This window comes from Phaeobacter sp. G2 (assembly GCA_025163595.1).
GTDB lineage: Bacteria > Pseudomonadota > Alphaproteobacteria > Rhodobacterales > Rhodobacteraceae > Pseudophaeobacter.
Map to the genome: position 1 here is coordinate 48,580 of CP104104.1, position 21,884 is coordinate 70,463.

General features: G+C 59.8%; 22 protein-coding genes. 17 read left to right on the top strand and 5 right to left on the bottom strand.

What is annotated here, in order from left to right; genetic code table 11:
• Positions 1–29: 29 nt before the first annotated feature.
• Both N1037_22125 and N1037_22130 read right to left on the bottom strand, forming a co-directional pair.
• A complete protein-coding gene (locus tag N1037_22125; protein UWS81930.1) occupies positions 30–368 on the bottom strand; it encodes a hypothetical protein in 339 nt (112 codons plus the stop codon).
• Between the two features lie 58 nt (positions 369–426).
• Entirely contained in the window at positions 427–1,341 is a 915-nt protein-coding gene (locus N1037_22130; protein ID UWS81931.1) for a 3-keto-5-aminohexanoate cleavage protein, read from the bottom strand.
• A 133-nt stretch (positions 1,342–1,474) separates the two neighbouring features.
• Here N1037_22130 and N1037_22135 point away from each other — a divergent pair, with 133 nt between their 5' ends.
• Complete coding sequence (locus tag N1037_22135; protein ID UWS81932.1) at positions 1,475–2,512, top strand: GlxA family transcriptional regulator; 1,038 nt, start codon at positions 1,475–1,477, stop codon at positions 2,510–2,512.
• 240 nt (positions 2,513–2,752) lie between these two features.
• On the opposite strand, the gene N1037_22140 is transcribed toward N1037_22135, so the two are convergent.
• A complete protein-coding gene (locus N1037_22140) occupies positions 2,753–3,796 on the bottom strand; it encodes an aldo/keto reductase (protein UWS81933.1) in 1,044 nt (347 codons plus the stop codon).
• A 183-nt stretch (positions 3,797–3,979) separates the two neighbouring features.
• On the opposite strand from N1037_22140, the gene N1037_22145 reads away from it, so the two are divergent.
• From N1037_22145 to N1037_22160, 4 genes are all read left to right on the top strand, one after another.
• A complete protein-coding gene (locus tag N1037_22145) occupies positions 3,980–4,396 on the top strand; it encodes a rhodanese-like domain-containing protein (GenBank protein ID UWS81934.1) in 417 nt (138 codons plus the stop codon).
• A gap of 69 nt (positions 4,397–4,465) precedes the next feature.
• Positions 4,466–4,867 carry a rhodanese-like domain-containing protein gene (locus N1037_22150; GenBank protein UWS81935.1) on the top strand — a complete coding sequence of 134 codons (402 nt, stop codon included), beginning with the start codon at positions 4,466–4,468 and terminating at the stop codon, positions 4,865–4,867.
• A gap of 139 nt (positions 4,868–5,006) precedes the next feature.
• On the top strand, positions 5,007–5,648 hold the full coding sequence (locus tag N1037_22155) for a YceI family protein (GenBank protein ID UWS81936.1): 642 nt from the start codon (positions 5,007–5,009) through the stop codon (positions 5,646–5,648).
• 82 nt (positions 5,649–5,730) lie between these two features.
• Positions 5,731–6,960, top strand: a complete 1,230-nt coding sequence (locus tag N1037_22160; GenBank protein UWS81937.1) for an MFS transporter — start codon at positions 5,731–5,733, stop codon at positions 6,958–6,960.
• Between the two features lie 48 nt (positions 6,961–7,008).
• On the opposite strand, the gene N1037_22165 is transcribed toward N1037_22160, so the two are convergent.
• Together N1037_22165 and N1037_22170 are read right to left on the bottom strand one after the other, a co-directional pair.
• Positions 7,009–8,718: an SPFH domain-containing protein gene (locus N1037_22165; GenBank protein UWS81938.1), complete on the bottom strand. Its 1,710-nt coding sequence runs from the start codon at positions 8,716–8,718 to the stop codon at positions 7,009–7,011.
• 141 nt (positions 8,719–8,859) lie between these two features.
• Positions 8,860–9,603, bottom strand: a complete 744-nt coding sequence (locus tag N1037_22170) for a YqiJ family protein (protein ID UWS81939.1) — start codon at positions 9,601–9,603, stop codon at positions 8,860–8,862.
• Positions 9,604–9,870: 267 nt separating this feature from the next.
• Here N1037_22170 and metG point away from each other — a divergent pair, with 267 nt between their 5' ends.
• The 12 genes from metG (at position 9,871) to glpD (ending at position 21,869) form a co-directional block, all read left to right on the top strand.
• A complete protein-coding gene (gene metG, locus N1037_22175) occupies positions 9,871–11,589 on the top strand; it encodes a methionine--tRNA ligase (GenBank protein ID UWS81940.1) in 1,719 nt (572 codons plus the stop codon).
• Between the two features lie 296 nt (positions 11,590–11,885).
• Positions 11,886–12,059: a hypothetical protein gene (locus N1037_22180; protein ID UWS81829.1), complete on the top strand. Its 174-nt coding sequence runs from the start codon at positions 11,886–11,888 to the stop codon at positions 12,057–12,059.
• Positions 12,056–12,229, top strand: coding sequence for a hemin uptake protein HemP (locus N1037_22185; protein UWS81830.1), 174 nt, complete (start codon positions 12,056–12,058; stop codon positions 12,227–12,229). The genes N1037_22180 and N1037_22185 overlap by 4 nt, the downstream gene beginning before the upstream one ends.
• Positions 12,230–12,332: 103 nt before the next feature.
• Positions 12,333–13,601: a peptidase gene (locus N1037_22190; GenBank protein UWS81831.1), complete on the top strand. Its 1,269-nt coding sequence runs from the start codon at positions 12,333–12,335 to the stop codon at positions 13,599–13,601.
• A 100-nt stretch (positions 13,602–13,701) separates the two neighbouring features.
• Positions 13,702–14,718, top strand: a complete 1,017-nt coding sequence (locus N1037_22195; protein UWS81832.1) for a porin — start codon at positions 13,702–13,704, stop codon at positions 14,716–14,718.
• 245 nt (positions 14,719–14,963) lie between these two features.
• Positions 14,964–15,257, top strand: a complete 294-nt coding sequence (locus tag N1037_22200) for a (2Fe-2S)-binding protein (GenBank protein UWS81833.1) — start codon at positions 14,964–14,966, stop codon at positions 15,255–15,257.
• Positions 15,205–15,693: a bacterioferritin gene (gene bfr, locus N1037_22205; protein ID UWS81834.1), complete on the top strand. Its 489-nt coding sequence runs from the start codon at positions 15,205–15,207 to the stop codon at positions 15,691–15,693. The genes N1037_22200 and bfr overlap by 53 nt, the downstream gene beginning before the upstream one ends.
• Positions 15,650–17,236: a c-type cytochrome gene (locus N1037_22210; protein UWS81835.1), complete on the top strand. Its 1,587-nt coding sequence runs from the start codon at positions 15,650–15,652 to the stop codon at positions 17,234–17,236. Before bfr ends, N1037_22210 begins: the two co-directional genes overlap by 44 nt.
• Before the next feature lies 1 nt (position 17,237).
• Complete coding sequence (locus N1037_22215; GenBank protein UWS81836.1) at positions 17,238–18,242, top strand: imelysin family protein; 1,005 nt, start codon at positions 17,238–17,240, stop codon at positions 18,240–18,242.
• Positions 18,243–18,284: 42 nt separating this feature from the next.
• The gene (locus tag N1037_22220) at positions 18,285–19,370 is read left to right on the top strand and encodes a DUF1513 domain-containing protein (protein UWS81837.1); all 1,086 of its coding nucleotides are present in this window, start codon (positions 18,285–18,287) and stop codon (positions 19,368–19,370) included.
• A 128-nt stretch (positions 19,371–19,498) separates the two neighbouring features.
• Positions 19,499–20,311, top strand: a complete 813-nt coding sequence (locus N1037_22225) for a DeoR/GlpR family DNA-binding transcription regulator (GenBank protein ID UWS81838.1) — start codon at positions 19,499–19,501, stop codon at positions 20,309–20,311.
• On the top strand, positions 20,304–21,869 hold the full coding sequence (glpD, locus tag N1037_22230; GenBank protein ID UWS81839.1) for a glycerol-3-phosphate dehydrogenase: 1,566 nt from the start codon (positions 20,304–20,306) through the stop codon (positions 21,867–21,869). The genes N1037_22225 and glpD overlap by 8 nt, the downstream gene beginning before the upstream one ends.
• The last annotated feature ends 15 nt before the right edge of the window (positions 21,870–21,884 follow it).

Consider the following 21,884-nt stretch of genomic DNA (forward strand, 5'->3'; position numbering starts at 1 on the left):
ATTTAACGCCTCAAGCGTTATCCAGCCCTCTAGTCAGGGCACAAAACTTCTAGCCGCTCACCCTTTTCAAGCACCGGCTCACAAATCCAGGCATTTACAACGGGCGCACAGGTACCGGTCTCGGCCAAGCAAGATCCCGCTTCACACTGGCTACCATCCGTACACATTTGCCCAGCATCAACAGCCGCTCGCTTTGGCATTTGGCAAAACGTAATCTGCGCATAGATGCCTGTCCGTGCAAACTTTCCACCCTTGGCTGAGCACTCTTTGGCCATTGCCCGCTCTTCTTTGGTTCGAGGCCCCCGTTCGTGATCGGATATGCATGCCGCCATGAAAAAAAGCATCGCTCCGGAAATAAAATAGCGCATCAAAAGTTCCTTTTTGAAACAATGCTGAGACGCTATTCCCTTTGCTGCTGTTGTCAATTCAGCCTTTAGGCGCCCGCTTCACCAGCCCCAGCTGTTCGCGCACCTCTGCCGGTCCCATCAGCTTGCCGCCCATGTTCTCGATAATGGTGCCTGCGCGCTCTACCAGCTGGTAGTTCTCCGCCAGCACGCCCTTGTCGAGCCAAAGATTGTCTTCCAACCCAACCCGCACATTGCCACCCGCCAGCACAGAAGCCGCCACATAGGCCATCTGATCCCGCCCCAGCGAGAAGGCCGACCAGTTCCAGCTCTCAGGTATATTGTTGACCATGGCCATGAATGTGTTCAGATCATTGGGCGCGCCCCATGGCACCCCCATACAAAGCTGAACCAAAGCGGGGCTTTGCAGGATACCTTCTTTCTCCAGCTCTTTGGCAAACCACAGATGGCCGGTGTCAAAGGCTTCGATCTCGGGCTTTACACCCAGATCCGCCATCATCTGACCCATGGCCCGCAGCATGCCCGGCGTGTTGGTCATCACGTAATCCGCCTCGGCAAAGTTCATGGTGCCGCAGTCCAGGGTGCAGATCTCGGGCAGGCATTCAGCGATATGTGCCATGCGGGCGGTGGCGCCAATCATATCGGTGCCAGCCGCATTGACCGGCAGCGGGTTTTCAACATCGCCAAAGGTGATGTCGCCGCCCATGCCGGCGGTGAGGTTCAGCACCACATCGGTGTCGCTGTCGCGAATGCGGTCGGTGACTTCGCGGTAAAGTCCCAGATCACGGCTCGGCACCCCGGTTTCGGGATCGCGCACATGGCAATGCACCACAGCGGCGCCGGCCTTGGCGGCGGCAATGGCGCTGTCGGCGATCTGCTGGGGGGAACGCGGCACATGCGGACTGCGATCCTGGCTGCTGCCAGAGCCGGTCACCGCGCAGGTAATAAAGACGTTTTTGTTCATATTCAGAGGCATTTTGGTTTTCCCGGCAATGTACAGGGTTGTGCCTAGAGTTATCCCCAGGCTCTTCCCCAGATTCCTATTTGCGTCACGGCCTACTGTGCCTCAGCCTTTGCAGAGACAGTTTACACTAAGCGAATCGAAGTTGATGAAATCCGCAAAAAACATCCTGCAACCCGAACATCGCCCGCTGAAAACAGCGGTGCTGGTGCTTGATGAATGCAACACGCTCTCTTTTGCGGCCGCCGTCGATCCGATGCGCGCCGCCAACCGGCTGGCCGGGCGCTGCGTCTTTGACTGGGACTATGTCAGTGCCACCGAAGACCAGCCAATGCTGACCAGTGGCCTTTCGGTGCCCAGCTTTCCCCTGGCCCGGCTCGAAGACTGCGAGCTGCTGATTGTCGTGGCCGGCTTCCAACTGGCCCAGCAAGCCACCCCCAGTCTGCTGGCCGGTCTGCGGCGCATCGCAGCGCAAGGCACGACGATTGCCGGCATTGATGGCGGCCCCTGGCTGATGGCTGAGGCCGGCCTGCTGCAGGGCCATCCCGCCACCACCCACTGGGAAGATCTGGAGAATTTTGCCAGCCGCTTTCCCGAGGTGGACTGCCGCAATGACCGCTTCACCGTCTCGGACGAACGCCTGACCTCCGGCGGTGCCACCCCGGCGATTGAAATGATGCTGCATATCATAAGCACCCGCCATGGCGCCGGCTTTGCCGCCCGTGTGGCCGGCCTGTTCCTCTATGATGGCCCCGCAGTTCCGACCCGCCCGCAAAGCCGCTTGGGTGGGCACAAACACAACGCCCTCACCGCCAAGGCCAACGCATTGATGGAAGCCGCCCTGGATGAGCCCCTGACCCTGACCAAAATTGCCGAACGCCTGGGCACCAGCCCGCGCAGCCTGCAACAGCAGTTTCGCCTGCGGCTCAATACCACGCCGCAGGACCACTACCTGCACCTGCGCCTGGCAGAGGCCCGCCGTCTGGTCAGCGACACCGATCTGTCACTGATGGAGGTGGCTCTGGCCACCGGCTTTACCTCGCCCTCCAGCTTTGCCCGCGCCTTTCGTGTGGCCCATGGCACCTCGGCGCGAGAGCTGCGCCAAATGCGCAATACGCCTGAAAAGGCCAGCTTTGGTGGTTCAGGCCAGTCCCGCCCGGAATCGCCCCGGCCCACCACTCATTGACCTTTTGTCCCCACAGGTTCCGGGTCAAGGGCCGCTCTGCGGCCCTGCGCAGCAGGGTTCACCCTTGAGGCGGTGCCTGTGGCAATAGACTCGTTATGGCCTCTCAGGGGCACACCTGCTCCTGAGAGGTATCTCAGCAAATTTACTGCCTGTTTCCGCCGCGCAAAGCGCGGCGCCCGGCCCAACTGCAAAGAGGCATATTAATGCCTCTGGCGCAGGCGGGAGCGCCCCCTTGCCGGGTTAGTACGGCATGGGATGGGCGCGGTGGGCCTGGTTGATGTCTTCCAGCACCTCCGCCGACAGCTCCAGCGCCACTGATTTGAGCGCATGTTCCAGCTGTGCTTGCGTTGTGGCGCCAAAGATGGCGCTGGCCATAAAGGGCCGGGTGCGGCACCAGGCCAGGGCCATATGCACCGGGTCCAGCCCGTGCCGCGCGGCGATGTCCAGATAGGCCGCAACCGCAGTGTAAACCCGTGGCGAATGCCGCCCGCCCAGCTCTGGCACGATGGATTTGCGCGACCCCTCCGGCACCACGCCCTCCTGATACTTGCCCGTCAACAGCCCGGTGCCCAGAGGTGAAAAGGCCAATAGCCCCACATCCTCATTGACGCTCAGCTCGGCCAGATCGGTGTCATACATCCGACAAATCAGCGAATACTCATTCTGGATAGAGGCTACCCTTGGCCCCAGCCCCTCCTCTGCAAGCCGCAGCCACTGCGCGGTGCCCCAGGCGCTTTCATTGCTCAGTCCAAAGGCGCGGATATTGCCCTTGTCCACCTGCCCCTGCAGCGCCTCCAGACAGTCGCGCATATTGTCCAGGGTCTCTTCACGGTTCTGGGTTGAGGGATCAAAATTCCAGTTCTTGCGAAACATGTAACTGCCGCGATTGGGCCAGTGAAACTGGTAGAGGTCGATATACTCCGTCTGCAGCCGCTTCAGGGATCCCTCAACGGTGCTGGCGATGGTCTTGGACGAAATCGGCGCGCCGTCCCGCACCGCTGCCAGGCCCTCGCCGGAATGTTTGGTGGCCAGAATATAGTCACCCCGCCGTCCGGTCTTTTTGTTCCAGGTCCCCAGGATCTCTTCGCTGCGCCCTGTGGTTTCCGCCCGCACCGGGTTGACCGGATACATCTCAGCGGTGTCGATGAAATTCACCCCGGCCGCCAGCGCGGTTTCGATCTGCCTATGCGCGTCATCTTCCGGTGTCTGGGTGCCATAGGTCATCGTACCCAGGCAGAGTTCTGAGACGACCATCCCGGTGGTTCCAAGTGGGTTCATTTTCATCGCGCGTTCATCCAATGTTCAATATCAACGCCAGATTATGCAACTGAAGAACCAATTCAAGCAGATACCTCGCGGCCCTCTATGTTAACAATCTTTATGTTAACTATCTTTTAAATTGGTCGTATTCCGAACGCGCATACAATGGTATGCAAAGATATACCGAGACACAAATGGAGACGCGCAATGAACGTTATTTCACCCAAACGCCTTAGCCAGATCCTGTCCGAAGCAGAGGCTGTGATCACTCAAATCTCAGTGACAGACGCACGCAACCTTCTGGACGATCCTGACACTTTGTTTGTTGATCTGCGCGACGTCCGTGAAATTGAACGTCTCGGTGGCATCCAAGGGGCGCATTGCTGCGCACGTGGACTGCTTGAATTCGCAATGGACCCCGAGAGCCCCTATTTCCGGGAGGTGTTCACACAATACAAAAATTACATCTTCTACTGTGACAACGGCCTGCGTTCCACCCTTGCGGCGCAACTGGCAATGCAGTTCGGCCTGCAGAACGTGCTCTGCCTCTCTGGTGGGCTTGAGGCTTGGCTTGAGGCCGGACGTCGGCTCGAACCCCTGCGTTGGACCGCCACCGCAGACTAAGCCTCCCTTGTAGATCCCGCCGAAATGGATCACCCTTACAGCGACCTATAGGAACTGGAGGGCGCCGGATTGGCACAAAACATCACCAAGGGCGTCAAGGCCCTGCTGGCCGAGGCCAATGAGACCGTCACCACCATGTCGATCTCTGAAGCCAAGGAAAAGGCGCAAGACCCCGCCTATGTCTTTGTCGATCTGCGCGACATACGCGAACTGCAACGCTCTGGCCTGATCCCCGGTGCCTTTTCCTGCCCCCGCGGCATGCTGGAGTTCTGGATCGATCCCGACAGCCCCTATCACAAGCCGGTGTTCAATCAGGACAAGACCTATGTGTTTTACTGCGCCAGCGCCTGGCGGTCCGCCCTGAGTGCCAAGATCGCCATGGAAATGGGGCTGAAACCTGTGATGCATCTCGAAGGCGGCTTTACCGCCTGGGAGAAGGCCGGCGGGCCTATCGTGCCACGGACAACCTGATGTCCCAGCCATCCCGGCAATTACACCCGGCCGCACGCGGCTGCTAGCACTGGTGGCAGAACCTGCTATGGGTTCAAGGAGGGGTTTATTTCAAACTGAACCACGGCCACCGCGGCCCGGACAGAGCAGGGACCATATCATGCCGTCACGCCGACAAATCCTTCTGGCCTTGGTGAGCCTGGCTGCAGGCACCGGGCTCTCCACGGTGCCGGGTCGGCTCGTGGCGGCCAACCAGACCCAAACCCAGACGCGGGCCCAGACTCCGGGTTATGCCCTGGATCTTGCCACCACAAAGGTAACATTTGGTTTTCGCCTCAATGGCAGTTGGCAAAACGGCACGATGCCTATTTCCAGCTCACAGGTGGCGCTGGACCCCAAACAGCTGACCGACACCCGGGTTGCGGTTTCGCTGGATGCAAGGGCCGCCAGAACTGGTCTGATCTTTGCCACCAAGGCCATGACCGGCCCCAAAATTCTGGATGTCGCGCATTTTCCGACCATCCGCTTTGTCACCCGCCGCGTCCTGCTCGGCCCCGAAGGGCGCCTGTCCAATGGCGCCGAACTCATCGGCGACCTCACCCTGCGCGGGATAACCCTGCCGCTTTCGCTGCAGATCGCCCTGTTTCGTCGCACCGGTAGCGCAGTGGATGATCTCAGCCGTCTGGATGTCACCCTCCAGGGCAGCCTGAGCCGTGCCGCCTATGGCGCATCGGGCTATGCGGGGCTGGTTGGCGACACTGTGCGTCTGGACATTCGCGCCGGTCTGCATCAGCTGGCATAAAGTGTCGCCAACAGGCTGGATACGACATTTGCGGCGAAAAACCTCTTGCAACACCCCCGGCATACAGCATTGAGTGCCTGTTATGCGTATGATCATTTCCTTTGCTGCCTTGTTCCTGTCGGTCGTGCTGTTGCAGTTTGCAACCGGAGGCGTCGGGCCGCTTGATGCGCTGTCCGGGTTTGCCCTGGGGTTTGACAAAGAACAGATCGGCCTGTTGGGCTCGGCGCATTTTCTGGGCTTTTTTGTGGGCTGCTGGTGGGCGCCACGCCTGCTGGGCAGCATCGGCCATTCGCGCAGCTTTGCCGTTTGCACCGCGCTGGGAGCCATGGGGCTGATTGGCCATACGCTGACCAACGACCCCTATGCCTGGGCCGCCATGCGGATCGCCTCCGGGGTCTGTGTGGCTGGCAGCTATACGGTGATCGAAGCCTGGCTCAACGCCAAGGTCACCAATGAAACCCGCGGCCGCGCCATGGGCACCTACCGGCTGGTGGACATGGGCGGGTCACTGGGGGCGCAGCTGTTCATCGCGGTTCTGCCGCCAGCCTATTATGTCTCTTACAACCTGTTGGCGCTGCTGTGCTGTGCCGCTCTGCTGCCGCTCACCCTGACACGCGCCAGCCAGCCCGAAACCCCCAAGGCCCCACGCCTGCGGCCTAAACTGGCCTGGCAGTGCTCACCGCTGGCGGTCGCCGGGGTGATTGTCGCGGCGCTCAGCTCGGCCTCCTTTCGGATGGTAGGACCGATTTATGGACAAGAGGTCGGGCTGGAAATCGACCAGATTGCCTTTTTCCTGGCCTCATTCGTTTTGGGTGGTGCGGTAGCGCAGTATCCAATGGGTTGGCTGGCCGATAAATACGATCGGCGCTGGGTGCTGATCTGGCTGTCGGCGGCGGCGGTGATCAGCTGCCTCATCACCATGATGGCCAGTCAAACCGGCACCCTTGGAGTGATGCTGGCAGCAGGGTTCTTTGGCCTCACCACCTTTCCGATTTTCTCGCTCTCCTCGGCGCATGCCAATGATTTTGCCACCTCTGAACAACGGGTTGAGCTCTCGGCGGCCTTGATGTTCTTTTTTGCCCTGGGCGCGATTGCGGCCCCCTATGTGGCCTCCAGCCTGATCAGCAACTATGGGCCATCAGCCTTGTTTGCCTTTGTCGCTGTGGGTCATATTCTGCTGATGATATTTGGCCTGACACGAATGCAAGCGCGGCCTGCGCCAAATGTCGAAGACCGGACCCGCTATGTCTATGCGCCGCGCACCTCTTTCACCATTGGGCGATTGCTGAAACGGGCGCGGGAGCGCAAATAAAAAGGGGCCGGAAACTCCCGGCCCTCTTTCCAAAATCTGTTTGATTGATCAGGCGGCGGAGCCCGGCTCCACCTCTGATGCCTCAGCCGCTCCTTCAGATGGTTCATCAGCAGAGGAGGGTTTCGGCGCCTCAACCCCAAGTGCCGTACTGGCGATTCCGCTGACGCCATCTTCCATCGACAGGCCCAGCTCTTCGCCCAGCTTTTTCAGCGCCGGCATCTGCACCGCCATCCCCATGATCGAGTCCAGCGCCTGGTTCACCACCGGCTTTTCACCGCTACCCCCCTGCACGACCTGGCCAGTGCCGCCAGCGCCGCCCATTGGGCCAATACCGCCAACCTGATGGATCTTGATCGAGTCGATCTTTTCAGCAGGTTTCACCATCTCAGCGACGATCAAAGGCATCGCCTCCAGACGGGCCAGATCAATCTTCATGCCGATCAGCTCAGCCGAGAGCGCATTTTCAGCGTCAACGATGGCGCGCTTCCCTTCGGCCTCGGCCAACATGTCGTTCTTTTTCGCCTCAGCGCGAATGTTGAGCGCATCTGCTTCGGCCTGGGCTTCCTCGCGGCGAGCCTCCGCCCGGTCGGCGGCGGCGTCTTTTTCTGCCTGAGCCGCAAGCCGGATGCCTGTGGCCTGGCGCTCAGCCTCGCGGGTGGCCTGGATCAGCACGATCTGCTTTTCACGTTCGGCTTCGGCCACCTGACGGGCGGTTGCCACGGCTTCGGTCGCCTTGGTCGCTTCGGCGCGGGCCAGATCGGCAGAGGCACGAGCGCGGCTTTCTTCTTCCGATTTTTGCTGAATGATAATCTGGCGTTCCTGCTCGGTCACTTCCAGCTCGCGCTCTTTGGTGATCTCAGCGACGCGGATCTTGCGCTCACGCTCAATATCGGCGGAACGAATGGCCTCTTCCCGCGCAATACGAGAGCGTTCAGTTTCGCGCACAGAATCTTCGGTCCGGGCAGCGATTTCAGCCTCCTGGGCGACGCGCAGGGTTTCAACCCGTTCCTTTTGTTCGATGCGGGCCTGCTCTTCGTCCTGCTCGATCAACAGTTTCTGACGCTGGGCCTCCATCGCCGCACGGCGCACCGACACATCAGCATCCGCATCAATCTGGGCGCGCTCCATCTTTGATGTCGCAATCACCTCGGCCAGCTTGCGCATACCAACAGCGTTAAAGGCGTTGTTTTCGTCCAGCGCTTCAAACGGGGTCTGGTCCAGCGCTGTCAGTGACACGGATTCCAGTGAGAGACCGTTTTTGGTCAGATCTTCGGAAACCGCGTTTTGCACCTCCTGGACAAAATCAGCCCGGTTTTCATGCAATCCATCCATGGTCATCTGTGCCGCAACCGCGCGCAGACCATCAATCAGCTTACCCTCGATCATCTCGCGCAGCTGCTCCACATCAAAGGTGCGATCCCCCAATGTCTGGGCTGCGCGGGCAATCCCCTCAGAGGTCGCCATCACCGAGACGTAGAATTCCACGCCAACGTCGACCCGCATCCGGTCCTGGGTGATCAGGGCCGCCTCGCCGTCGCGTTTCACTTCCAAGCGCAGGGTCTTCATGTTGACCGGGCTGACTTCATGCAGCAAGGGCACCACAAGAACGCCACCATCCATGATCACCTTCTTACCGCCTGAACCGGTTCTAATAAGGCTAACTTCGCGGGTTGAGCGCCGATACAAGCGCCCAAGCACCAGGCCAATAACAAGAAGAAGTGCCAGTACACTGGGCACACCAATAATCAGAAAATCCATTTGAATTTCTCCATCGTCCAATAAAATTTCGGCCGTTTGTTCGGTTGTTTGTTCAGCTGTTTGTTCGATTATTTGTTCGGTTGTTTTCTTGGCCATATCAAACCCGCCTTTGTGTCAGCAGATGAATGGCTGCAATAGGCGTCATTCCGACAATGGGATCAGAACATAGGCATCCTGCCGCCTGTCCCGGATCACCAGCACTTCGGTGCCCTGTGTAATCTCTTCGCCCTTGGCAAAGGGTTCGGCGCGCAGATAATGCGCATTGCCATAACGATCCATCACCCGCACCTCGGCGGCGCGCCCTGTGGCGGCAGTGCCTTGGGTGATGACCCCTCGCCGACGCCCCAGGCTACGATCTGATAGGGCTTCGGTTTCGGTCTGCGGCAAAACCCGCGCAAAGACAGCGCCAAAGCTGCGGGCAAACCACAGACCAAAGGCCCCCGCCGGAATCGCAACCAACCAGGCCGACAGCGTAGCGGACAACAGGGATTTCACCCCCAGTTGCAGCCCGATACCGCTCAGGCCGAAACCCAGTAGCAACACGGCAAGCCAGATCAGCATCGGCATTTTTCCCAGCCCCAGCCAGCTGCCAACCCCGCCAGAGGCGTCAACCGGCAGCGTGTCTTCGGCCAGGTCAACGCCATCAATATCCGCAAGATCAAGATCGCCCAGGGCATCCGTGTCCAGAGACAGGTCCCCCGCAACATCACCCATGTCGCCCAGTTCAGGCCCATCGGCGCCATCAAGGCCCGCCTCGGCCTCACCGCTGCCAAGGAAACTCGCACCGATAAGCAGGGCCGCCAGTTCCAACCCGGCAAGACCAAAGAGCAGCGCCAGCGCAAAGGTGAAGGGCAGAAAACCGGGATCAAACAGGTAGACAAACATCTATGGCAAGATCCTCGAGTCAAAAAATCGTTCAGTATGCAATGGTATGCATTCTATCTGGTGTCATGTCTGGGATACTTCAAGACATCCGGTGAATGACTCCCGTTATAGCTGCGCGGGAATAGATCGCAAACAAGTGTAAAAGCAGTGTAAATGGGACCTGATCCCAGGAGCGCTTTCAAAAATGCTCTGAAAGGTCCAGCCGGGGTTTTCGTGTCGCGCCGCATGGGGTAGACGGAGCTCTGACTTTACACATGGGTGGATGGCATGGCACGCGTTCTGATCACTTCGGCAATTCCCTACATTAACGGGATCAAGCACCTGGGAAATCTGGTTGGCAGTCAGCTGCCGGCTGATCTTTATGCCCGGTTCCAGCGCGCCACCGGCAACGAGGTGCTGTTTCTTTGTGCCACCGATGAACACGGCACCCCCGCCGAACTCGCCGCCGCCAAGGCGGGCAAGCCCGTCGAGGACTTCTGCGCCGAAATGCATGAAGTCCAGGCCGGGATTGCCAAGGGCTTTGGCCTCAGCTTTGATCACTTTGGCCGCTCTTCCAGCCCACAGAACCACGCGCTGACCCAGCATTTTGCCGGTAAGCTGGCCGAGGCAGGCCTGATCCGCGAAGTGGACGACAGCCAGATATACTCTCACGCCGATGGCCGCTTCCTGCCCGACCGCTATGTCGAAGGCACCTGCCCCAACTGCGGCTTTGAAAAGGCGCGCGGCGATCAATGTGAAGAATGCACCAAGCAGCTGGACCCCACCGACCTGATCAATCCACGCTCGGCGATCTCCGGCTCCACCGATCTGGAAGTCCGCGCCACCAAACACCTGTTCCTGTGCCAAAGCCAGATGAAGGACCAACTGGACGCCTGGATCAACAGCAAAGCCGACTGGCCAGTGCTGACCACCTCGATCGCCAAAAAATGGCTGCATGACGGCGACGGCTTGCAGGATCGCGGCATCACCCGCGATCTCGACTGGGGGATTCCGGTCAAAAAAGGCACCGAGGACTGGCCCGGCATGGAAGGCAAGGTGTTCTACGTCTGGTTCGACGCGCCCATCGAATACATCGCCGCCGCTGGCGAATGGGCCGAGGCCAATGGCAAAACGGATGCCGATTGGCAACGCTGGTGGCGCACCGACATGGGCGCCGACGATGTGAAATACGTCCAGTTCATGGGCAAGGACAACGTGCCTTTCCACACCCTGTCCTTCCCGGCCACCATCTTGGGCTCTGGCGAACCCTGGAAACTGGTCGACCACCTCAAAAGCTTCAACTACCTGAACTATGATGGCGGCCAGTTCTCCACCAGCCAGGGGCGCGGCATCTTCATGGATCAGGCGCTGGAAATCCTGCCCGCCGACTATTGGCGTTGGTGGCTGCTCAGCCATGCCCCCGAAAGCTCTGACGCCGAATTCACCTGGGAGAATTTCCAGCAGTCCGTGAACAAGGACCTTGCGGATGTGCTGGGCAACTTCGTCAGCCGCATCACCAAGTTCTGCCGCTCCAAATTTGGCGAAGCTGTTCCCGAATCCGCCCCCTATGGCGAACCAGAACAGGCGCTGATTGCGGACCTTACCAACCGCATTCGTGCCTATGAGCAGCACATGGAAAACATGGAAGTGCGCAAATCCGCTCAGGAGCTGCGGGCGATCTGGGTTGCCGGCAACGAATACCTGCAAAGCACCGCCCCTTGGTCCACGTTCAAGACCAATCCCGAACTGGCTGCCACCCAGGTGCGTCTTGGCCTCAACCTGATCCGGCTCTATGCGGTGCTGAGCGCGCCTTTTATTCCCACCGCCTCCGAGGCGCTGATGCAGGCGCTGAACTGCGACGACAGCAGCTGGCCGGCTGATGTAGAGGCCGCGCTGTCCAGATTGCCTGTGGGCCATGGGTTTAGCGTACCGGAAAATCTCTTTGCCAAAATCACCGACGAACAACGGGAAGACTGGCAAGAGCGCTTCGCCGGGACCCGCGACTAACAACGCCTCCTCAAGGTGCCAATCCGGCGCGCGCAAGCGCGCCAAAACCTGCAAAGCCCGCCTTATTCAAGGCGGGCTTTTCCTTTTGGTAGCGCCGCTTTTGCCCCTTTTGGTTCAGACAGGGAAAATCATCAACACTGTTTCCCGTTTGTGGAATAATACATCGCGAAGTAATATTTTCCGACAAAAATAGTCAGAAAGGGTTTTCTGATAGATTTAATCAGGTATAAAGCCCGCAGCCAACCTGACTCGACAGGCCAGCCCGGAGCCACATCACACAAATAGAAATTGCCACCATGTCGATCAAAAACCACCAGACCCGCACGCCTTCCCCCTGCCCCAATCCTGAAACGGCAGTGGAGCGCGAGGCAATTTGGGCCCCGGTTTTTGCCCCCAGCGGCGCCCTAAGCGGCCTGTGCCTGGAATGGCTTTTGGACAAGGCGGAATTCAACAATGGGCGACCCACATGAACCAGATGACATCAAACCCAGTGCCAACCACCGCAGCATCTCCCGAAGTATTCCCAACCTACCACGCTGAGGATCTCACCCGTGGGGGCATTCAGGCCCGCATTCTGCTCAACGGCCAAGTCTACAGCCTGCGCATCACCCGCGCCGGAAAGCTGATTCTGACCAAATGAGCCTACCGCAGGTCTGCAGACGTGGCAGCACTACGCCCCTGCCGACGCGGCTCCGGTGACCCATCATAGACCCCCTCAAGCGACACTATCCAAGGATTTCAAAATGAAAAATCTGTTTTTGACGGGCTCTGCCCTGGCAGGTCTCGCCCTCGGCGCGACACCAGTTATGGCCGCGAGCAAGGGCGAGGTTCTGGCCAACTATGCCAATATCGCCGAAGCCACCTACCAAGACAGCCTCGCCACCGCCCAGACGCTGCAAAGTGCGGTAAATGCCTTGGTCGCCGCGCCCTCCGCCGAGGCCCTGACCGCCGCCCGTCACGCCTGGCTGGCGGCCCGCGTGCCCTATCAGCAGTCCGAAGTCTTCCGCTTTGGCAATGCCGTTGTTGACGATTGGGAAGGCAAAGTGAACGCCTGGCCGCTGGATGAAGGCCTGATCGACTATGTGGATGCCGCCTATGGTGGCCCCAGCGATGAAAACGCTCTGGCAGCGCTGAACGTGATCGCCAATCCAAGCTTTGATCTGTCTGGCAAAACCATCGACACCAGTGCCATTACCCCGGCGCTGCTCTCCGATACGCTACACGAGGCCGATGGCGTCGAGGCCAATGTGGCCACCGGCTATCACGCCATTGAATTTCTGCTCTGGGGTCAGGATCTGAACGGCACCGACCACGGCGCAGGCAACCGCCCCTGGACCGACTATGCGACAGGTGACAGCTGCACCAATGGTCATTGCGACCGCCGTGGCGCCTACCTGAAAGCCGCTACCGACCTGTTGGTTTCTGATCTGCAATGGATGGCGGCCCAATGGGACGCGACCGGCGCAGCCCGCTCCACCCTGCTGACCAATGAAGGCGCCGGGATTTCTGCCATGCTCACTGGCATGGGATCTCTGTCCTATGGCGAACAGGCGGGCGAGCGCATGCGCCTGGGCCTGATGCTGAATGATCCCGAAGAAGAGCACGACTGCTTTTCCGACAATACCCACAACAGCCATTACTACGATGGCCTCGGCGTGCAAAACGTCTACCTTGGTGAATATGTACGGGTGAATGGCGCACTGATCTCTGGCCCGTCGCTGTCCGATCTGGTCGCCGCCGCCGAGCCGGGCCTGGACCTTGAAATGCAGACCAAACTGTCCACCACGATGCGGGCCCTAGGGCGGATCAAATCCACCGCCGAAGCCGGCTTTTCCTATGACCAGATGTTGCAACAGGGCAATGCCGCAGGCGAGGCCCTGATCATGGGGGGCGTCAATGGGCTGGTGGATCAAACCCGGTCAATCGAGCGCGTGGTCAAACTGCTCAATCTGAATGGTTTGGAATTTGAAGGCTCAGACAGTCTTGACAATCCTTCGGCGGTCTTCGAATAAAGCACCGCAACGTGATATCATAACAAATCATCAGAGCTAAGACCCAAGAGGCCTGGCAAATCCAAACAGCCAGGTCTCCCCACCAGAAAGAAGACCGTCCATGAATACCAAGACAAAAGCCGCGCTGGCTTTCAGCGCGCCCCTATTGCTGTGCGCAAATGCTGCCGCTGCCGAACAAGGCTTCACCTGGGAAGGTGAAATCGAAGTTGGCAACGAACAGGTTGTCTCCTCCGATGTGCCTGCCAATGAAATCCGCAACACCTATGCCATCATCACCGCCACCGGCACCTATACCTTTGGCAATGGTATGGCGATCTTTTCGACCCTGACCGGCGAGAGCGTCACCGATCCAACCGCCGATCGCACCTTTGACGACCTTGGGCTCTATGTCGAAGAGCTCGGCTTTAGCTTTGGCATCGGTGAATCCACCACCGTCGCCATTGGTAAGCTGCACCCGGTTTTTGGCTCCGCCTGGGATGACACTGCCGGCTTTTTTGGCGGCACGCTCGCCGAAGACTATGAGCTGACAGAACAGTTGGGCATCCTGGCCGATGTCGAGCTGAACGGTGCCGGCACCCTGTCCTTTGGCCTGTTCTTTGCCGATGACACCTCGCTCAGCCGCTCCTGGGGCACGGATCGTGGCCGCAACCGTTCCAATACCGGCGGCGCGGGCAACACCGGTAAGTTGGACAGCTTTGCCATTCAATGGAACCACGAGGTGGACAACACCCGTTTCCACATCGGCGCGCGGCACCTGAGCGCCAGTGTGGGCGACGTGGATGACGAACAGGGCTTTGTCGCCGGTCTTGGCCATTCCTTTGACGCTGACCTGGATGTCTTTGCTGAGGTTGCCAGCTTTAGCAATTTTGGCGGCACAGCCGATGACGCAACCTTTGTGACCCTGAACGCGGCCTATTCCATGGGCGACTGGACCCTGTCGGGCACCCTGTCGCAGCGTGACCTGGACAGTTCCGGCAAAACCGACCTTCACTCGATTGCGCTGGAGCGCGAGTTCAGCAACGGCATGGTTCTGGGCGGCGCTTTGGCGCGGCAGGATGATGGTGGCGTAAAAGATACCATTGTTGGTCTCAACCTGATCATCCCACTCGGCGGCTAACAGTGAGGATACCTGCGGGCTCAACACCGCAATTGCAGCTGATCTGACGGGTTACGCCTTCCCTCGGACCCCGCTAGAATCGCCACACGCCAGATGGGCCGCAGCTTTGCGGCCCATATTTTTTTTCAAACCCCTATTACCCGATAGAAACAATCAGATTTAACCCTTGTATTCCGATTATTTTAGTCAGATATTGCATCGACTCGATAGAACCACGGTGCCACACATTCCCAGGGGTCTTTTGCATGATCATCTGCCACTGCACTTCAATTTCGGACCACGATATCCATGCCGCCATTGACTGGATGCGCAGCGCGGACCCGGAAACCATTATCACCCCTGGGAAAATCTATCACGCGCTTGGCAAAGCGGCCGATTGTGGCGGATGCATGCCGCTCTTCCTCGACACCATGCGCAGCAATGATAGAATGAACGTACCGGCAGAGCTGCAGAACCTACGCCGCAGAACAACTCAGGAGAGCACCAATGAAGGGCGACCCCAAAGTCATCGACTATCTCAACAAAGCGCTGCGTCATGAGCTGACAGCGGTCAGCCAATACTGGCTCCACTATCGCCTGCAGGACGACTGGGGCCTGGGCAGCATGGCCAAGAAAAGCCGTGAGGAAAGCATCGAAGAGATGCAGCACGCGGACAATCTGATTGAACGAATTCTGTTTCTGGGCGGCCATCCCAACCTGCAAAAGCTGGATCCGCTGCGCATCGGTCAGACGCCTAAGGAAACGCTGGAATGCGATCTTGCCGCCGAAGAAAGCGCCCGGGCGCTGTACAAAGAGGCGCGCGAGGTCTGCAACGAGGCCGGCGATTACGTCACCATGAAGCTGTTTGAAACATTGATGGCAGACGAAGAAGGCCATATCGACTTCCTCGAAACCCAGCTTGACCTCCACGACCGGATTGGTGCCGAAAACTATGCACAACTCAACGCCACCAAAATGGAAGAGGTCGAAGAGTAAGCTCCTTCTGGCTGCCGCGCTTGCGGCGGCCTCTCCCGCCTTGGCCCAGGATCCCACACCCGCGCCACCCCTGGATTTGTCAGCTCTTTCGCTGGGGGATCCCCACCTAAACACCCTGCCGCGCAGCGCTGCAGAGCAGGCCCGCGTGACCAAGGTCGCGGCGGCGACGCAGGATTTCACCGCCCCCGAAGCGTTTGAGGACAACCCCGGCGGCAGCGCCACTGTTCGGGCGCGCCGCGATGATGAGGCTTTTTCCCAGCACAGCGCCAATCTCTCCTTTGAACAAGAGCTGGAATTCAAGCTCGGCAACGGCTTGTTCAAAAAGATCTGGGTGTTCGCGCCTGCCTCGACGCTGGCCTCCGACGGGCTGGGACCCCTTTATAATGCCCGCAGCTGCCAGCGCTGCCACATCAAGGATGGGCGCGGCGCGACTCCCAAAGGCCCGGACTATCGCTCGGCCTCGATGTTTTTGCGCATTTCCACCCCCGGTGAGACGCCGCAGAACTTGCAGGCGGTGACAGATTACATCGGCACTGCCCCTGACCCCACCTATGGCGGCCAGTTGCAGGATTTTTCCCCAGCCGGCATCGCGCCTGAATACCGGCTGGGGGTGGACTACAGCACATCGACCATTCCCCTGGCAGGTGGCGAAACGGCCGAGCTGCGCATCCCCAGCTACAGCGCCGCGGACCTTGGCTATGGCCCGCTGCACCCAGACTCCATGTTATCGCCCCGCATGGCACCGCCAATGATTGGTCTGGGATTGCTGGAGGCGATCTCGACAGCGGATATCCTCGCTAATGTCGATGAGGGTGACAGCAATGGTGACGGCATATCCGGGCGCGCCAACCTCAGCTGGTCGCGCGAATATCAGCAGATCATGCTGGGGCGCTTTGGCTATAAGGCCGGCATGCCAACCCTGCACCAGCAATCGGCAGCGGCCTTTTCCGGTGATATCGGCATCTCGACACCGCTGTTCCCCAGCCCAGCGGGGGATTGCACCGCAGCGCAAACCCGCTGCCTCAGCGCCCCCCATGGGGATGGCGATGTCCGTGGCAGCGAAATTGACCAGGCCAATATGGATTTGGTGACCTTCTATTCCCGCAACCTCGCCGTACCTGCGCGCCGCGACAGCGATGATGCTCAGGTGCTACGCGGCAAGGAGCTGTTTTACACCAGCGGCTGCACCAGCTGCCACACGCCCAAATTTGTCACCCAGCGGCTGGCGGATCGGCCCGAGAACAGCTTTCAACTGATCTGGCCCTATAGTGACCTGCTGCTACATGACATGGGCGACGGGCTGGCCGATAACCGCCCCGAAGGCCGCGCCACGGGTCGCGAGTGGCGCACCGCACCGCTTTGGGGGATCGGGTTGACCAAGCAGGTAAACCCGGACGCGACTTATCTGCATGACGGCCGCGCCCGCAGCCTGCTGGAGGCCATTCTATGGCATGGCGGCGAGGCAAAACCCGCACGTGATCATGTTATCTCGCTGTCACCCGATGACCGCGCCACCCTCATTCGTTTTCTGGAGAGCCTCTGATTTGAAACATCTTCTGTTTGCGCTTGCCGCCAGCCTCGCGCTTGTCACCACATCGGCGCGCGCCGATGTGGTGGATGAAATCCTCGACGATCAGATCCTGCCCGCCATGCAGGCCCTGGTCGACAGCAGCCAGGATCTGGCCGAAACCGCCGGTCGCACATGCCAACCCGATGTCGCCCCACTGCAAAACGCCTACAGCCAGGCCTTTGACGACTGGACCCGGGTCAGCCACCTGCGCTTTGGCCCTACTGAGACGGACAATCGCGCCTTTGCCCTGGCTTTTTGGCCCGATAGTCGCGGCAAGACACCCAAAACCCTGGCCAAACACCTGCGTGACGCCGATCCTGCCCTGCTGACGCCACAGGGCTTTTCTCAGTCCTCAATTGCCGGTCGCGGTTTTTATGCGCTGGAGTTCATGCTCTACGATGCCAGTTTTACCAGCGCCGAACCCGCGGAGTATCGCTGCGCCCTGATTGCCACCATGGCCCGCGATATTGCCACCACGGCTGAGGCCATTCAGCAGGACTGGCAACAATCCTATGCGGCGCAGATGCGCAGTGCCACCGGGCGCTATCAGGATAAAACCGAGGTCAAGCAAGAGCTTTTCAAGTCACTGAACACAGGGCTGCAGATGCTGGCGGATATGCGTTTGGGCCGCCCTTTGGGCAGTTTTGACAAACCCCGCCCCAAACGCGCCGAGGCCTGGCGCTCAGGCCGCAGCCAGCACCATATCGTCCTGGCTCTGCAAGCGCTGCAGCCGCTGGCCGTCGCGCTGGCGCAGGATGACGACGATCTGGTGGCGCGACTGGAAGCCGCCTTTCAAAAACCGATCCTGCGCGCCCTGCGTCTGGAAGATCCCAGCCTCGCAGGGGTTGCCGACCCGGCCAAACGGTTCCGCATCGAGGCGCTACAGCAAGAGGTCAACGATCTGCGGGCGCTGATTGAGAGCGATCTAGGGCCCGCGCTGGGGGTTTTGGCAGGCTTTAACGCACTGGACGGCGACTGACAGCCGTCAACACGGAACAGCACACGGCACAAAGGACAACCCATGACCTCTCGACGCGGTTTTATCGCCGGCCTATTGGCCACCGGCCTGGCCCCTGCCCCCAGCTGGGCGGACCTTGGCGGCCCGGCCTTTCTGGCGGCGGCCAAAGATCCCGGTGGGCACTACCTGCTGGCAGGCCTGTCTGAAACCGGGACACTGCGTTTTACCTGCCCGCTGCCGGGGCGCGGCCATGCCGCCGCCGCCCACCCCTTTCGCCCCGAGGCCGTTGCCTTTGCCCGCCGCCCCGGTCGCTTTGCCGATGTCATCGACTGTCGGGATGGAACCCATCTGGCCCGTCTGGAACCGCCGCAGGGGCACCACTTTTATGGTCATGGCTTGTTCTCGCGGGATGGCAGTCGCCTGTTCACGACTGAGAATGACTATGAAAATACCCGTGGCGTGATCGGCATTTGGGAGGTCACGCAGGGGTACCGTCGCATTGGCAGTTTTGGCTCTGGTGGGGTCGGGCCCCATGATATGCTGCTGCGCCACAGCCAGGACGGTGACCAGCTGGCCATTGCCAATGGCGGCATTGAAACGCACCCCGACAGCGGCCGCGCCAAGCTGAATCTGCCACAGATGCGCCCGAACCTCAGCCTATTGTCGCTGGAGGGTGAGGTGCTGGACGTGATGGAGCTGAATCAAGAGTTGCGCCTGAACTCGATCCGCCACCTTGCCCTGTCATCAACGGGCATCCTGGGTTTTGCCATGCAATGGCAGGGAGATCCCGGTGCGGAGCTGCCACTGCTGGGGCTTTATCAACCCGGCGCTGCACCGCAGCTATTGGCACAGGGCGACCCCAGGCTGCGCAATATGCGCAGCTATGGCGGCTCTGTTGCCTTTGCCGCCGACGACCAATCCATCGCGGTGTCCTCCCCCAGGGGCGGGCTGGTGCAGGTGCTGGACACCCGCAGCGGTGAAATCATTCGCGAACATATTCTGCAAGATGTCTGCGGCCTTGCCACCGCCAACACTGGGTTGATCGCCAGCACCGGGCTGGGCCAGATCTTGGCGTTGACCGAAGGCACAGCAAAACCACTGCAGTACCACGATCTGGCCTGGGACAACCACCTGATCCGCCTGACCTGATGCCCCCGCCTGAAAGCAGGGATACACACGCATGTGTTTTCGATATTTCATATATCGCAAGTCAAACGAAAACATGTGGTGACAAAACCGACATGATCCGATAGGCATTCCCACAAAAAGGAAAGCCCATGGACGCCACGAGTCGCCACAGCAAGATTCTAGACCTGCTGAACAGCCAGGAACGGGTGGAGGTCGAGGACCTCGCGGCGCGCTTTGGGGTGTCTTTGCAGACGGTTCGCACCGACCTGCGGGATCTATCTGCGCGCGGAGTGTTGTCGCGGGTGCATGGCGGCGCAGTGCGGGTTAGCTCTGCCGCCAATCGCGCCTATGCCGACCGGCGCAAGCAAAACGCCACCGCAAAACAGACCATGGCAACCCTCCTGGCCGAGTTTATCCCCGACAATTGTTCGCTGGCGATCAACATCGGCACCTCGACCGAACAGGCGGCACGGGCCCTGGAAAACCATCGCGGCCTTACCGTATTATCAAACAATATCAACATTATAAACCTAATGATGGGTGGCGAGGCAAAAGAGCTGATCCTGGTTGGCGGCACCGTCCGGCAAAGCGACGGGGCGATCATCGGCGAAGATGCGGTTGAATTTATCTCTCGCTACAAGGTCGACTACGCCATCATCGGCGCCTCGGCGCTGGATGAGGACGGCGCGGTACTGGACCATGATGCCCGCGAAGTCTCCGTCGCCCGTGCCATCCTGAAAAACGCACGGCGCACCATCCTGCTATGTGATGGCAGCAAATTTGCCCACTCCGCGCCCGTGCGGATCTGCGGTCTGGCCGACCTGGATGTGGTGATCACCGATCAACGGCCCCCCGCCCCCTTCTGCGAAGCCGCCCGTGCGGCAGGCACGCAAATCCTGTGCACGGAATCCCAGGAGATCAAAAACGAAAGCAGCGAAAATGACCGGATCCAAAATGACTGAGCCCAAAATCACCGATCTCTTTATCATTGGCGGCGGCATCAATGGCTGCGGCATCGCCCGCGACGCCGCCGGGCGTGGCCTCACTGTCACCCTGGCCGAAATGAACGATCTCGCCTCGGCCACCTCTTCCGCCTCAACCAAGCTGTTTCACGGTGGGTTGCGTTATCTGGAGTATTTTGAGTTCCGGCTGGTGCGCGAAGCCCTGATAGAACGCGAAGTTCTGCTGCAGGCGATGCCGCATATTTCCTGGCCGATGCGCTTTGTGCTGCCCTTCCACAAGGACATGCGGTTCGACAACGACACGCCGACCTCAAAACTGCTGACCACCTTTATGCCTTGGATGAAAGGGCGGCGTCCGGCCTGGCTGATCCGCCTGGGATTGTTCCTGTATGATTCCCTGGGCAAGCGCGGCATCCTGCCGGGCACCAGCACGGTGGATCTGACCACGAATGAGGCGGGCCGGCCGCTGAAATCGAAATTCAAAAAGGCCTTTGAATACTCCGATTGCTGGGTCGAAGACGCCCGGCTGGTGGTGCTCAACGCCCGCGATGCGCAGGCCCGTGGCGCCACGATCATGACCCGTACCGAAGTCTTGCATGCAGAGCGCCGCGCCGATCACTGGGTCATCACCGTCAAGGATCACGCCAGCGGCGAAACCGCAGAGCATCACGCCAAGATGCTGGTCAATGCAGGCGGGCCATGGGTTGCCGACCTGCTGCGCCAGACCCTAGGCCAAAACAGCCGCGAAACCGTGCGTCTGGTACGCGGCAGCCATATCGTGGTGCCAAAACTGTTCGACCACGGCCGCTGCTATTTCTTTCAGGGTGAGGACGGCCGGATTATCTTTGCCATCCCCTATGAGGAAGACTTTACCCTGATCGGCACCACCGATGCGGACCACCCGAACCCACAGGTCGCACCGGAATGCACCCCAGAAGAGCAGGATTATCTGGTCAAATTTGCCTCGCAGTATTTTGACAAGCCGATCAGCCGCGCGGATGTGGTCTGGACGTATTCCGGGGTGCGCCCGCTCTATGATGACGGGGCAAGCTCGGCCACGGCAGCAACGCGCGAATATGTGCTGACACTGGACCAAACCCAGGCGCCGCTGCTCAATGTTTTTGGCGGCAAAATCACCACGTACCGCAAACTGGCCGAGGCCGCCCTGGCCAAGATTGGCGAGGCCCTGCCGGGACTCTCGGACAACTGGACCGCCGGCGTGGCGATGCCCGGCGGCAATTTTTTGGTCGCGGATGTGGCCAGGCTGACGGCGAAACTGGCCAGCGATTATCCCTTCCTGTCCGCCTACGCCAGCCGCCGCCTGATGCGCGCCTATGGGCTGGAGGCCTGGGAGGTGTTGGGCGATGCCAAAACCGCGCAGGATCTGGGCCAGGAGTTTGGCGCAACCATCACCGCGCGCGAGCTGGACTGGGTAATCAAAAACGAATGGGTGCGCACTGGCGACGATTTCCTGCTGCGCCGCACCAAGCTGAACCTGCGCCTGGATCCTGATCAGCGCGCAGCGGTGGACACCTACATTCGCAACAAGCTGACCTAAGCGCCGCAACCACAC

Bases quoted from the DNA above. Each gene is read 5' to 3' on its own strand.
- N1037_22195 (UWS81832.1), top strand. From the start codon at position 13,702: ATGAATACCAAGACAAAAGCCGCGCTGGCTTTCAGCGCGCCCCTATTG.
- N1037_22185 (UWS81830.1), top strand. From the start codon at position 12,056: ATGAACCAGATGACATCAAACCCAGTGCCAACCACCGCAGCATCTCCC.
- metG (UWS81940.1), top strand. From the start codon at position 9,871: ATGGCACGCGTTCTGATCACTTCGGCAATTCCCTACATTAACGGGATC.
- N1037_22135 (UWS81932.1), top strand. From the start codon at position 1,475: ATGAAATCCGCAAAAAACATCCTGCAACCCGAACATCGCCCGCTGAAA.
- N1037_22210 (UWS81835.1), top strand. From the start codon at position 15,650: ATGCACAACTCAACGCCACCAAAATGGAAGAGGTCGAAGAGTAAGCTC.
- N1037_22160 (UWS81937.1), top strand. From the start codon at position 5,731: ATGCGTATGATCATTTCCTTTGCTGCCTTGTTCCTGTCGGTCGTGCTG.
- N1037_22190 (UWS81831.1), top strand. From the start codon at position 12,333: ATGAAAAATCTGTTTTTGACGGGCTCTGCCCTGGCAGGTCTCGCCCTC.
- N1037_22155 (UWS81936.1), top strand. From the start codon at position 5,007: ATGCCGTCACGCCGACAAATCCTTCTGGCCTTGGTGAGCCTGGCTGCA.
- N1037_22165 (UWS81938.1), bottom strand. From the start codon at position 8,718: ATGGATTTTCTGATTATTGGTGTGCCCAGTGTACTGGCACTTCTTCTT.
- N1037_22200 (UWS81833.1), top strand. From the start codon at position 14,964: ATGATCATCTGCCACTGCACTTCAATTTCGGACCACGATATCCATGCC.
- N1037_22170 (UWS81939.1), bottom strand. From the start codon at position 9,603: ATGTTTGTCTACCTGTTTGATCCCGGTTTTCTGCCCTTCACCTTTGCG.
- N1037_22130 (UWS81931.1), bottom strand. From the start codon at position 1,341: ATGCCTCTGAATATGAACAAAAACGTCTTTATTACCTGCGCGGTGACC.
- N1037_22140 (UWS81933.1), bottom strand. From the start codon at position 3,796: ATGAAAATGAACCCACTTGGAACCACCGGGATGGTCGTCTCAGAACTC.
- bfr (UWS81834.1), top strand. From the start codon at position 15,205: ATGAAGGGCGACCCCAAAGTCATCGACTATCTCAACAAAGCGCTGCGT.
- N1037_22225 (UWS81838.1), top strand. From the start codon at position 19,499: ATGGACGCCACGAGTCGCCACAGCAAGATTCTAGACCTGCTGAACAGC.
- N1037_22220 (UWS81837.1), top strand. From the start codon at position 18,285: ATGACCTCTCGACGCGGTTTTATCGCCGGCCTATTGGCCACCGGCCTG.
- glpD (UWS81839.1), top strand. From the start codon at position 20,304: ATGACTGAGCCCAAAATCACCGATCTCTTTATCATTGGCGGCGGCATC.
- N1037_22145 (UWS81934.1), top strand. From the start codon at position 3,980: ATGAACGTTATTTCACCCAAACGCCTTAGCCAGATCCTGTCCGAAGCA.
- N1037_22125 (UWS81930.1), bottom strand. From the start codon at position 368: ATGCGCTATTTTATTTCCGGAGCGATGCTTTTTTTCATGGCGGCATGC.
- N1037_22180 (UWS81829.1), top strand. From the start codon at position 11,886: ATGTCGATCAAAAACCACCAGACCCGCACGCCTTCCCCCTGCCCCAAT.